Here is a 12,519-nt window from a genome sequence, read left to right on the forward strand (position 1 = left end):
TTCTTTTTTTATTTTGGAATAAATTTTGATTTTTTATTGAAGAAAAAAGTAAGGAGGAAAGGGGGGGAAGTAGAGTAAGAGATAGTAAAGAATAAATTTTAAATATGAATCTCTAAATATAGAGACCGAAGTTAAAATCGTCATTGCAGGAACAATAATAAGGAAGGGAAGAAATTTATTCTTTGGATAGTCTTTTTAGAGATTACAAATATTTTATCTTCGTTAATAAGAGATCGAAAGAAGGTAATAAAATTATAGCTATCAATAAGGGGTGGAGTGAGGAAAAACAGAAATGGAAGACGAGTAAGGGATATATAAAAGAAACTCCCCAATTAGGGAGATTAAAGGTATCTTTTTTCAGACCATTTTATGGAAGTTATAATGTTCTCTCTGTGGATGAGGACTATAGGTATGCCTTAGTTGGAGGAGGTACAAGTAAATATCTATGGATACTAAGGAGAAGAGAGGCAGAGATCACTAAGGGGTTAGTGGAGGAATATTTAAATATGGCTAAAAGGTTGGGATATGAAACAGAAGGAATGATCTTTATGAAGTAGCAAAATATATCTAAAAAAGAGAGCTTTTCGGCTCTCTTTTTATTGTTTGAAGATCTTTTCTTAGGGAATTTGGTTGTCCCATTTGGTTTTACATCTTTCTTTTTAAAATTATATAGGTCGCTGATAAAATCATCCCCCCACCTATAATTGTTGAGATTCCTGGCATTTCATTAAAAAAAAGGCCTCCTAATATAACAGCTCCTAATGGATCTATATAGGATAAAACTCCTACATGCTGAACTTTTATTCTTTTTATTCCTTCAAAATAAAGGTTTAAAGCTATACATGTGTGGATAACCCCCACTATAATCATTAAAGTTAAAGACATAGTATTAAATCTTTTCATATGTCTGATTACAGGTAAAAAGATTAGGGAGGAGATTCCCATTTGAAATAAACTGATCTTATGGGATGGGACGTCTTTTAATTTTTTTACACTGATTGTTACTAAGGCATAAAAAAATGCAGCGATCAATCCATATCCAACACCTAAGATATTAAAACCACTTTCTTTTTGAGACCCCATTAAGGTCATTAAAATTATTCCTGAAAAACTTAACCCAACTGCAATTAAAGTTTTTTTGTTGATGCTTTCCTTCAATAAAAAAACAGAAAGGAGAGTAACTATAACAGGTGCTACATAGTAACTCATTGTTGCTGAAGCAATGGTTGTAACTTTGATTGCCCGAAAAAAGAAAAACCAATTGAGTGCAATAAATAATCCACTCATAGAAAGGATTAAATATTCTTTAAGAGATAATTTATTATCTATACTATCTTTCTTTTTTGTAAGTTTTAATATTCCCAGGACTATAAATGCTATAAATACTCTGAAGAAAACGATAACCTCTGGAGGCTGGTCAATATATCGCACAAATATCCCGACACTCCCCCATATAATCATTGATGATATCATCAATAGATATCCTATATTCATATCTTACTCCCCCTAAACTATATATTTAGGCGTACTATACCATAATTTTAAACTTTAGGCTATAAAAATAAACCGAATAAAAAAAGTTCCACCTTAAACTTCTACTGTTTTCTGGTGGAGCTTTTATTATTTTACGATAAATGAAACATTAATTTTTTATTCAATAAGTCGAATAAGTAATCTAAATATATTTTTTTCCCCATTGATTTAGAGTATCAAGGATGACTTTTAGATCATCTCCCTTAGTTGTCAGTTTATATTCTACCTTAGGAGGAATTTCAGGATATATCTTTCTTGTAATTATTCCCTCTTTTTCTAAACTTCTCAACCTTTCAGTCAAGGTTTTTGGACTTATACCGTTTAAAAGATGTAACAGCTCATTAAATCTCAGCTTGTCTCCCATAAGGTTTTTAATTATTAAAAATGTCCATTTATTTCCTAAAATTTTAAGAGTTTCCTCTATTCTGCATCCCTTTGAATATATTTTATCCATGTCTGTCTCCTCCGTTTTTTTATTATATTATATTACAGTGGGAATAAAGAATCAATACTTTCCTAAATGAAACTATATAACCATATGGAAACTACTTCACATAAAAAACTTTAGATGCTATCCTTAGATTATAAAAAAATAAAAAAGGAGTGATCTAAAAATGAATATGGGATCACCTGTATAAATGCTTTTGGGTATGGAACAGACAAACCCTTTGAAAAAACAAGACAGTCAATAAAAAATATTGTAGAATGGTATTAAAATATTTAGGAGGAATAAATATGATTACAGTGGTAGCTCAAATAATAACAGAGGAACATAATATTCAAAAGGTAAAAGAGATAGCAGAAAAATTGGTAATGGAAACTAAAAAAGAAAAAGGATGCCTAGAGTATGATCTATATATAGATATAGACGACGAAAGATCTATGTCTATGATTGAAAAATGGGAAACAAAGGAAGATTTAGATAATCATTTAAACTCTGAACATTTTAAAAAATTATATCCTGAAATCTGTAAATATCAAGTTGGAGGAGAAGTAGTTTTATATAAAAAATATGAGATTATCTCCTAAGGGAGGGAGTATTTTTTTGAAGAGGAGATAGTTATAAAATAAAAATTTATTTGTTTTGGAGTTTATACTAAAGACCTAAAAATAAATTTAAAAAAAAAGGAATTTTATGGATAAATATTTAATAGTTGTTAGTTGCGGAGGGTAAATATGAAAAATAGTGCTTTAATTCTCGAAGGTGGAGGTATGAGAGGGATTTTTACATCTGGTGTTTTAGATGCTTTTTTAGAAAAGGATATTCATCTACCTTATGTTATAGGTGTTTCCATGGGAGCTTATACTGGTGCATCATATATAACCAATCAAAAATGCAGGAATAAAGAGGTGTTGATAGAGTGCATTCTCAGCGATGATTTCTTTGATATAAAAAGGATCTTTACCAATGAGTGTATCTTACACTCTGATTTTGTTTTTATTATGATGAATAAATTTAAAAATCCATTTGATTACTGTGCCTTCAATAAGAGTACTAAAAGATTTTTATCTGTAGCAACAAATGTTGAGACTGGCCGGCCCCACTATTTTGAAAAAAGCAAGATAAATTGTTTTGAAAAAACTTTAAAGGCATCCTGTGCTTATCCGGGATTGACAGATTTTGTCAAAATTAGTGATACATACTATATTGATGGGGGAGTATCCGATCCTATCCCATATAAGAAGGCTCTCCTGGATGGGAATAAAAAGTTATTGATTGTTTTAACTCACCCAAAAGGATATGTTGAAAGGTCTCCCTGGTATCTGAATGCCTCATCTGTAGTCTACAAGGAATATCCTAATTTAATAGAGATATTGAAAAAAAGACATGAAAAATATAATAAAACTCTGAGAGAGCTGGAAAAATTAGAAGAAAAAGGAGTTGCATATATAATAAGACCCGATACAGATATCTCCATATTAACCAGAGATTTTGAAAAATTAAATAAGAGTTATAGTGAAGGTTATGAAAAAGTTGTAAAAAAAGCAGAGGAGATCCAATTATTTTTAAATGGCTAGGAAAATACAGGAAAAATATTTAATACAAGTATAAAGTTGTTTTATAAATTATCTCTCACCTTTTATTAGGGATAATTTGAAATTTTTATTTTATTCTGTTATTATGAAGATAAAGTTATAATATTTTGTTTAAAATAACTAAAAGAATAATTCTGAAAAAGGCAAAACAGGAGAAATTCTATGACGCAAAACTAAAGGGTCTAAGTCTATTATGATATGACAGCCAGTTACCACAACTTTTTTAGAGAGATGCTATTTGTATAATTACAATGTAGCCTCTTTTTTATTTACTTAATTTTAACAAAAAATAAAATACTTTCAAGCTTGTAAAATTTACGTTACTGAAAACGTTAGCAAGGAATAAAAGGTAAATATATGAAAAAATGGAGGAGTTATGTATAAGTTATTATTTTCAATTTTTATTTTATTGAATGTTTCTATCTATGGGATAGAGGGTTTAAACCTTCAATTTAACAAAGATGAAAAAGAATGGATTTCAGCACATGAAAACAAAATTATAACGGTTTATTTGGATAAAGACAGGGGGATATTAAATTATGATTCAGAAGGAAAAAGAAAAGGTTTCTTTCCTAATATAATTAAATTATTGGAAGAAAATACAGGATTAAAATTTCAAATAATCGATGAAGAAACTGAAATATTTGAGAGTTCTGTAGATTTAGGAGTTCCTGATATAGTAATGGGGGTAGAAGATTATAAAAGAAATAATAAAGAGTACAAATATATAGATATACCTATTGAGCTAGATGGAGTTGCAATTACCAGGAAAGATTATCCTTCCATCGATTTTAAAGAAGATAATTTTGGGAAAAAAATTGTCTATGAAGAGGGAGATCAGATAAAAAATAAAATTATAAAAAAATACGGGAATCTAATTACACTGATATCTAAACCAAATCAAAAAGAAGCTGTAGAAGCGATCCTGTCTAAGGAAGCAGATATCTATATCGAAGATTATCAGGAGGCTTTAAAATATTTAGTCAAAAATCCAAATAATAATGTAAAATTAAATTATTTTTCAAAAATTATTAAAACAGGTTATTATACTGGAGGAAAGGCAGAGTTTCAGCCGCTGCTAGATATAGTAGAGAGAATTTTTAATAATAAAGACTTAACGATGAAGTTTTTTCACGAGGAAACGTTGAGTTATACAAAAAATAAGCTGGAAATATCTGCTGAAATAGAAAAATATATTAAGAAGAGAAAAAAAATAAAAGTATTACTCCCTTCCTTTGAAGAGTTTCCACAGCTTTATTATATTAATGGAAACAAAGTTCCTGAAGGATTTTTAGATAACTATTTCTATGAAATTGATAAAATATTAGGGTTAAAAATAGAATTTGAAAGAGAAGATACAGATTCTGATTTTGACATAGACCCATTTATATTGAGTGTCAATGGGGAAGAATTGATACCTGAAAATGAAGAGATACTTATAACCGAACCCTACACCCAGATGCCGTTATTGATCTTTAGCAGTAGTGATGAAGGCTACGTTCCATATTTTGATAACCTAAAAAAATATCGAATTGCTGTAGTAAAAGATTCTTTTATCGAAAAATATCTTTTGTATAAAGGGTTAGGGGGGAACTTAATAAGATTTAAAAATATAGAACAGGTATTGGCAGCGGTAAGTTCTAAAAAAGCGGATATTTTAATAGGAGAATTACAGCAAATAGATTATTTTTCAAAACTATATAGTGCAAAGAATCTTCAAGTTGCAGGAACCATTCAGGATAAGCTGGAATTAAGTTTTGGAATACCTAAAGAAGATAAAATCCTTTATTTTTTAATAAATTCATTAAATGATGAATTTTCTTATAGAATAAAAGAAGAAGAAAATAAATTTTTTATAGAGAAAATAGAAATAGCAAAAGATTATAAATTTTCCATAATTATCTCAGTATTTTCAATTTTTCTACTAAGTTTTGTTTATAATCATTTAAGAAAGTTTAAAAATACTTCTGTGAAATTAAAAAAATTAACTATTGGTCTGGTTGAAACTTTGGAAAACGCCAATACATTTAACGATGAAGATACCGGGGCACATATAAAGCGGTTAAATCAATATTCAGAATTATTGGCTGAAGAACTTAAAATGTCAAACTCTTTTGTAAATGAAGTCGGGTTATATGCTTCACTTCATGATGTGGGGAAGATAGGGATATCTGATAGCATATTAAAAAAGCCCGGAAAGCTGACTGAGGAAGAATTTGAGACAATGAAAAATCATGTGGAAATAGGGTATAATCTCATGAAGGATCTGGGAATTAGTCCAGTAGCCTTAAATATAGTCAGATATCACCATGAAAAATGGAATGGTTTGGGATATGGGAAAGGACTAAAGGGGGAAGAAATCCCAATCGAAGCCAGAATAGTGGCTTTAGCAGATGTATACGACGCCTTACGACAGGAACGGGTTTATAAAAAAGCCTTCACTCATGAAAAATCAGTAGAGATAATAAGATCTGAAAGCGGTAAACATTTTGACCCTAGAATAGTTAAAATTTTTATAAAAAAACATAGACATTTTGAAAGAATTTTTGAGGGAAATTAAAATAATTCTATCTTTAATGGAATAAAAAAATTATGAAAATATAAACTAAAAAAAATCTCACTATTAATAGAATAGTGAGATTTTTTGGTGGGATCTAGAACTCTTCATTTTTCTTCTTATATATAGACAGCTCATTATTTTTTAAAAGTTGTCTTTTTTTATAAAGGTTGATAAAATAACTAAAGAAAATAAAAGAGGCAGATAAGGGAGAGAGAGATGGAGGAAAGAAAATTTCATAAGTTAATAAAACATATAAAACAGGAAATAAAATCAGGCAATTTAAAAAATGGATCCCAGATATACCCCGAACGTACCCTGGCTGAAAATTTAAATATTGGGAGATCATCGGTGAGGGAAGGGATCAAAATATTGGAAATAATTGGTTTAATTGAAAGTAGAAGAGGCGGAGGAAACTATATCACCAATGACTTTAAAAATATGCTGTGTAATCCATTATCTCTGGCTTTTGAATTGCAAAAGGGAAAAATAAGAGACGTTATTGAGCTCAGAAAGATGTTGGAACTCTCTAATGTGGAATTCGTGGTTAAGAGGGTAACTTCAGAGGAGATAGAGCAGGTTGAAAAAATCTATGAGACGATGTTAAATTGTAATGATATTGATAAATTAATTTACTTAGACAGAGATTTTCATCTTTTAATGATGTCATTCTCTAAAAATATTTTATTAACTACGATTATTTCTGCTATATCTGAACTATTAGAAGAATCAATAATAGCTTCTAGAGGTATGTTTTTAGAAAAATTCGGGAAGAAAAAAATAGACTTAGATCATAAGATGATTTTAGAAGCCTTAAAAAATAGAGATGAAGAAGGATTAAAAAATAGTTTAAGTATTCATTTTGATAATATAGAGAAAAGCTTGCCAAATTTAAATTAAATAAAAAAAACATCTTTGTTATGAGATGTTTTTTTTATTTAATTATGTGAAAAAAATAATTTACTTATGAATTATAATCAATGTTTAAATTTAAATTAATTTTTCTGTTTTCAAACGATTTTTTTTATTTGTATTAAAATAGGTCTAAAAGACATGTAAGTAAAATAAAAAAATAGGATTTTTATAATATAGATGTTTGCAATTGGAAAAACAACTTAAATAAAAAAATAACTTTATTGACATAATAGTGAATCGTAAAGTAACCTTTTAAAGGAAGCAAATTTTGATTATTTGTTTTTAATTTTTACAAAAAAAAATTGGTCATACCAATTTAAAAATACAAGGAGGATATATATGAAAATTGCCGTTTGTATAAAACAAGTGCCTGGAGGTACTAATGTTCAAGTTGATCCAGTTACAGGAGTACTATTAAGAGATGGTGTTGATTCAAAGATAAATCCATACGATCTTTATGCTTTAGAATCTGCATTTCAAATAAAAAATCAAGTCAGTAGTGAAATAGGAGTCCTATCTATGGGGCCCCCCCAAGCAAAAGCTGTGATTAAAGAATCATTTTCTATGGGAGTAGATACAGGTGTATTACTTTCTGACAGGAAGTTTGCCGGAGCCGATGTGTTAGCAACATCTTATGCTCTAGCCCAAGGGCTAAAAGCAATGGGTGAGATAGATCTAATAATCTGCGGAAAACAAACTACCGATGGAGACACCGCTCAAGTAGGACCAGAGATGGCAGAATATTTATCCATCCCTCATATTTCGAATATAAGTAAAATATTAGAAGTAACCTCAGAAAGTCTAACTGTAGAAGCAGATATGGGTGAAACTATAGAGATACAGACTATTGGTTATCCATGTTTAATCACAGTAGAAAAGGGAATATATTCCCCTAGACTGCCATCTTATAAAAATAAACTAGATACAGCTACTAGAGAGATAAAAGTTTTAACTTTTGATGATTTAGATGATAAAGATGAAAAAAAATATGGTTTAAACGGGTCACCGACCCAGGTAGAAAGAATATTTAATCCTCCTAAAAATGCAGATAAAGAGATGTTTTTAGGGGATGGAGCTGCAGTTGAATTATTTGAAAAATTGAGAGGAAGAAAAATTATCTAGGAGGTTAAAATGGCTAAATTAGTTATAAATCACGATAAAATAAATCATAAAAAAATGATGGAATTGATAGACCTATGTCCATTTAATGCAATCGAGGAACAAGAGGGGCAGACATATATAAATTCTGGATGTAAGATGTGTAAACTTTGTGTTAAAAATGGTAATGGAACTATTAATTTTGTAGAAGATGAAACTGTAACAAGCGTGAATAAGAAGTTATGGAATGGAATAACTGTTTATATAGACCATTTTAACGGTGTAATAAATCCAGTATCTTTAGAATTGATAGGTAAAGCCAGAGAATTAGCTGAAATAATCAGTCATCCGGTCCAGGCGATCTTAATTGGTTCAAATGTAAAAAAAATAGCAGAAGAATTAGAACATTATGGCGTAGATCAAATTCATGTCTATGACTATAAAGAATTGGAGCATTTTAAAGTTCAAAATTATACAGAGATATTTGCTGATTATATTGAAAAGAAAAAACCATCTTCCATATTGGTAGGAGCTACAACATTAGGAAGATCTTTGGCTCCAAGGGTAGCTGCAAGATTTAGAACGGGGCTTACTGCAGATTGTACTATCTTAAAGATGAAAGATAATACAGATTTAGTGCAGATAAGACCAGCATTTGGTGGGAATATAATGGCACAAATAGTTACAGAAAGACATAGACCTCAGTTATGTACAGTGAGAGCGAAGATATTTGATGCTCCTGAAAGAACGGTAGAAAAAAGTGGTGAAATAATAGATCATGAGATCGATATAAATAAATTAAATTCAAAAATTCAAGTTTTAGACGTAGTAAAAAAAGATAAAGAGGTATCTATAGCTGATGCGGAGGTAATTATTGCCATAGGAAGAGGGATAAAAAAAGAGGAAGATATTGAGATGATTCAAGAGTTTGCAGATCTTGTAGATGGAAAAATAGCTTGTACTAGACCTCTTATCGAATGTGGATGGATGAGCAATAAACTACAGGTTGGACTTAGTGGAAGGACTGTAAAACCAAGATTATTATTTGCATTTGGAATCCATGGAGCAGTTCAGTTTACTGCTGGGATGAATGGAGCCGAAACAATAGTTGCTGTAAACACAGATGAACAGGCTTCAATATTTGATGTGGCACATTATGGGATTGTAGGAGATTTATATAAGGTCATTCCAAAATTGACAGAAGAAATAAAAAAAGACAGAAAAATTACTTTTTAAATGGAGGACTAAGATGCAGAATAAATATAAAGAGATAGACATGAGTGATTTTGAAAATATAAAAAAGTTAATTGGAGATACAGAAAGAGTACTCTTTAAAGATGAGATCAACCCAGATTATTCCCACGATGAATTAGGCGGGATAGAAAAAATGCCGGATATATTGGTAAAAGTTTATACCACTAAAGAAATCTCAGATATTATGAAATATGCCTATGAAAATCAGATTCCTGTAACTGCCAGAGGATCAGGAACAGGACTTGTAGGAGCATGTGTTCCTCTCTTTGGAGGAATAGTTATCGAGACTACAGGAATGAATAAGATCTTGGAATTGGATGAGGAAAACTTAACTCTGACATTAGAGCCTGGAGTATTACTTATGGAGATCAGTAAATATGTAGAAGAACATGATTTTTTCTACCCTCCAGATCCAGGGGAAAAAAGTGCAACAATTGGAGGGAATATAAGTACCAATGCAGGGGGAATGAGAGCTGTAAAATATGGCGTAACTAGAGATTATGTAAGGGGGTTAGAAGTAGTTCTTCCCACTGGAGAAATTATTGAACTGGGAGGGAAAGTTGTAAAAAACTCTTCCGGTTATAGTATTAAAGATTTAATTATAGGTTCCGAAGGGACTTTGGGAATTATCACAAAGGTAATTTTAAAATTAATACCGTTACCTAAACATACCATAAGTTTGTTGGTTCCATTTGAGGAGCTGAATACTGCTATCGATGCAGTTCCTAGTATTATTAAATCTAAAGCCATACCTACAGCTATTGAATTCTTACAGAGGGAAGTAATTTTTGCTGCAGAGGAATATCTAGGGAAAGTATTTCCAGATAAATCCAGTGATTCTTATCTTTTATTAACTTTTGATGGAAACTCAAAGGAACAGGTAGAGAAAGACTATGAAAAAGTAGCTGACTTGTGTTTAGAAATAGGGGCTTTGGATGCTTACTTAGTAGATACAGAGGAAAGGAAGGAAGCTGTTTGGTCTGCTAGAGGAGCATTTTTAGAAGCTATACATGGTTCTACCGATGAAATGGATGAATGTGATGTGGTAGTTCCTAGAAATAATGTAGCAGAATTTATTAAATATACAAAAATTTTAGCCAAAGAATTTGATATCAGAATACCTAGTTTTGGTCATGCTGGAGACGGAAATCTGCATGTTTATATCTGTAAAGATAATATGGATGTGGAGTTATGGACTAAAAAAAGAGAGGATGTCTTTAAAAAAATGTATGATAAATCTTTGGAATTAGGAGGATTAGTATCTGGAGAACATGGGATTGGATTTGCCAAGAAGGAATATATGTTTGATCAATACAATGGAGGCCATCTTAATTTGATGGTTGGTATAAAAAAATCTTTTGATCCTAAAAACATTTTAAATCCTGGAAAGGTTTGTCAATAGAATCAGTAGTAATTCTTTTAATAAAAGGTTTTACTATCTAACATAAATACTCCCATTACCATCTATAGATGGGGGTATTTTTTTATATAATTTTTCATAAAAAGGAGGCAAATATGTTATTATTTACAGCCCTTATTGCAGTGCTTTTTCCCTTATTGTTTTTAGTTGTATTAAAAATGCCGGCTAAAAAAGGAATGGCATTAAGTTATATAATTCTACTTATAGGTGCTTATTTTATTTGGGGGATGGAGTCTAAAGTTCTGGTTGCTTCATCACTTCAGGGTATCCATAAAGCACTAACGATACTTCTCATATTATTTGGTGCTATGGTTCTTTTAAATATGTTGAAAAATACAGGCGCTATTACTAGGTTAAACAAGGGATTTAAATCTCTTTCTGAAGATATGAGAATATTAGCTATAATACTTGCATTTTTATTTGGTGCTCTCTTAGAAGGTGTTTCTGGGTTTGGTGCTCCTGTTGCTGTTGTTGGTGCTTTAATGGTTGCGTTAGAATTTCAACCACTAACTGCAGCTATATTAGTGCTTATTGCAAATAGTACTCCAGTTCCATTTGGAGCTGTGGGAACTCCAATTTTTGTAGGACTCAGTAATATTTCAGAGTTAGGAGCAAAAGATTTTGATAGTATAGCAACACTAATAACTAAGCTAGATATCTTTCTTGGTACCTTTATGCCTTTACTTCTTGTAGTGGTATTAGTATTATCATTTGGTAAAAAAAACAAGATAAAATCTATCCTTGAAATGGCTCCTTGGTCTATTTTGATAGGTCTAGTCTATACACTCTCTGCATACTTATATGCAAACCTTGTGGGACCTGAATTTGTTTCGATTCTTGCTCCTATTACTGGACTTTTTGTAGCAACTATTACTTGTAAGATGAAATTTTTAATTCCTAAGCATGTATGGTTAGAAGCTTTAGATGAAGAATCAAAGGGAGAGGAAAATGACTCTAAAAATGAGATGTCGTTATTTAGAGCTTGGGTCCCATATATCCTTGTAGTTATAACTCTATTAATTACTAGAATATTTCCTGTTATCAAAGGTTTCACAACTTCGGCTATAGACCTTTCTTGGAAACATATAATGGGGTTTGAACAAATCTCTGGGAAGTGGCCTTTATTATATTCTCCAGGAACTGTATTAATACTAGTAGCATTTTTAACTATATTCATTCAAAATTCAAATTTGGATTCATTTAAAAGAGCCTGTTTCACTTCATTTGGCCAAGTAAAAAATACTACATTGATTCTATTTTCTACACTGGCATTGGTACAGATATTTTCAAATTCCTGGATCAATGCTACTGGTTATATATCGATGCCGCAATATATAGCCACTGCAATGAGTTCTTCATTTTCAGACTCTTGGATCTTTATTGCTCCATTTATAGGGATGCTCGGAACCTTTATCTCTGGTAGTGGTACAGTATCAAATCTTACCTTTGGTGCTATTCAACATGATGTGGCAAATATCATAAGTTTAAATCCGACACTAATCCTTGCAGAGCAAACTCTTGGAGCAGGGGTAGGACATATAATTTGTATTAATGTAGTTGTAGCAGCGTGTACTGTTGTTGGGTTATCTGGTAAAGAAGGGATAGTAATTAGAAAGGTATTCATACCTAGTATCTTCTATTCATTAGGTATAGGTATTGTAGCCTTTGCTTTTAGTTAGATTCATAACTAATTTAATTTTTAATT

General features: G+C 30.8%; 11 protein-coding genes and 1 riboswitch. Of the genes, 9 read left to right on the plus strand and 2 right to left on the minus strand.

Features of this window, described 5'->3' with window-relative positions; genetic code table 11:
* Positions 1–182 precede the first annotated feature (182 nt).
* A complete protein-coding gene (locus tag NRK67_02185) occupies positions 183–557 on the plus strand; it encodes a lipocalin family protein (GenBank protein UUV17666.1) in 375 nt (124 codons plus the stop codon).
* 88 nt (positions 558–645) lie between these two features.
* On the opposite strand, the gene NRK67_02190 is transcribed toward NRK67_02185, so the two are convergent.
* A complete protein-coding gene (locus NRK67_02190) occupies positions 646–1,494 on the minus strand; it encodes an EamA family transporter (GenBank protein ID UUV17667.1) in 849 nt (282 codons plus the stop codon).
* Positions 1,495–1,675: 181 nt separating this feature from the next.
* A complete protein-coding gene (locus NRK67_02195) occupies positions 1,676–1,987 on the minus strand; it encodes a helix-turn-helix transcriptional regulator (protein ID UUV17668.1) in 312 nt (103 codons plus the stop codon).
* Positions 1,988–2,268: 281 nt separating this feature from the next.
* Between NRK67_02195 and NRK67_02200 the strand changes: the two genes are divergently transcribed.
* The 8 genes from NRK67_02200 to NRK67_02235 all read left to right on the plus strand — a co-directional run bounded on the left by NRK67_02200 (position 2,269) and on the right by NRK67_02235 (position 12,493).
* Positions 2,269–2,562, plus strand: coding sequence for an antibiotic biosynthesis monooxygenase (locus tag NRK67_02200; protein ID UUV17669.1), 294 nt, complete (start codon positions 2,269–2,271; stop codon positions 2,560–2,562).
* Positions 2,563–2,709: 147 nt separating this feature from the next.
* Positions 2,710–3,552 carry a patatin family protein gene (locus tag NRK67_02205; GenBank protein ID UUV17670.1) on the plus strand — a complete coding sequence of 281 codons (843 nt, stop codon included), beginning with the start codon at positions 2,710–2,712 and terminating at the stop codon, positions 3,550–3,552.
* A gap of 150 nt (positions 3,553–3,702) precedes the next feature.
* Positions 3,703–3,787: riboswitch (cyclic di-GMP riboswitch) on the plus strand.
* 159 nt (positions 3,788–3,946) lie between these two features.
* Positions 3,947–6,130, plus strand: coding sequence for a transporter substrate-binding domain-containing protein (locus NRK67_02210; GenBank protein ID UUV17671.1), 2,184 nt, complete (start codon positions 3,947–3,949; stop codon positions 6,128–6,130).
* 216 nt (positions 6,131–6,346) lie between these two features.
* Entirely contained in the window at positions 6,347–7,027 is a 681-nt protein-coding gene (locus NRK67_02215) for an FCD domain-containing protein (GenBank protein UUV17672.1), read from the plus strand.
* A 354-nt stretch (positions 7,028–7,381) separates the two neighbouring features.
* Positions 7,382–8,164: an electron transfer flavoprotein subunit beta/FixA family protein gene (locus NRK67_02220; protein UUV17673.1), complete on the plus strand. Its 783-nt coding sequence runs from the start codon at positions 7,382–7,384 to the stop codon at positions 8,162–8,164.
* Positions 8,165–8,173: 9 nt separating this feature from the next.
* Positions 8,174–9,376, plus strand: coding sequence for an electron transfer flavoprotein subunit alpha/FixB family protein (locus tag NRK67_02225; GenBank protein ID UUV17674.1), 1,203 nt, complete (start codon positions 8,174–8,176; stop codon positions 9,374–9,376).
* A 13-nt stretch (positions 9,377–9,389) separates the two neighbouring features.
* Positions 9,390–10,796, plus strand: a complete 1,407-nt coding sequence (locus tag NRK67_02230) for an FAD-binding protein (GenBank protein ID UUV17675.1) — start codon at positions 9,390–9,392, stop codon at positions 10,794–10,796.
* A 113-nt stretch (positions 10,797–10,909) separates the two neighbouring features.
* Positions 10,910–12,493 carry an L-lactate permease gene (locus tag NRK67_02235; GenBank protein ID UUV17676.1) on the plus strand — a complete coding sequence of 528 codons (1,584 nt, stop codon included), beginning with the start codon at positions 10,910–10,912 and terminating at the stop codon, positions 12,491–12,493.
* Positions 12,494–12,519 lie beyond the last annotated feature (26 nt).

This window comes from Fusobacteria bacterium ZRK30 (assembly GCA_024628785.1).
Taxonomy (GTDB): domain Bacteria; phylum Fusobacteriota; class Fusobacteriia; order Fusobacteriales; family Fusobacteriaceae; genus Psychrilyobacter.

Excerpts from the sequence above, each read along its gene's own strand:
- NRK67_02190 (UUV17667.1), bottom strand. The coding sequence starts at position 1,494 with ATGAATATAGGATATCTATTGATGATATCATCAATGATTATATGGGGG.
- NRK67_02195 (UUV17668.1), bottom strand. The coding sequence starts at position 1,987 with ATGGATAAAATATATTCAAAGGGATGCAGAATAGAGGAAACTCTTAAA.
- NRK67_02200 (UUV17669.1), top strand. The coding sequence starts at position 2,269 with ATGATTACAGTGGTAGCTCAAATAATAACAGAGGAACATAATATTCAA.
- NRK67_02205 (UUV17670.1), top strand. The coding sequence starts at position 2,710 with ATGAAAAATAGTGCTTTAATTCTCGAAGGTGGAGGTATGAGAGGGATT.
- NRK67_02210 (UUV17671.1), top strand. The coding sequence starts at position 3,947 with ATGTATAAGTTATTATTTTCAATTTTTATTTTATTGAATGTTTCTATC.
- NRK67_02215 (UUV17672.1), top strand. The coding sequence starts at position 6,347 with ATGGAGGAAAGAAAATTTCATAAGTTAATAAAACATATAAAACAGGAA.
- NRK67_02220 (UUV17673.1), top strand. The coding sequence starts at position 7,382 with ATGAAAATTGCCGTTTGTATAAAACAAGTGCCTGGAGGTACTAATGTT.
- NRK67_02225 (UUV17674.1), top strand. The coding sequence starts at position 8,174 with ATGGCTAAATTAGTTATAAATCACGATAAAATAAATCATAAAAAAATG.
- NRK67_02230 (UUV17675.1), top strand. The coding sequence starts at position 9,390 with ATGCAGAATAAATATAAAGAGATAGACATGAGTGATTTTGAAAATATA.
- NRK67_02235 (UUV17676.1), top strand. The coding sequence starts at position 10,910 with ATGTTATTATTTACAGCCCTTATTGCAGTGCTTTTTCCCTTATTGTTT.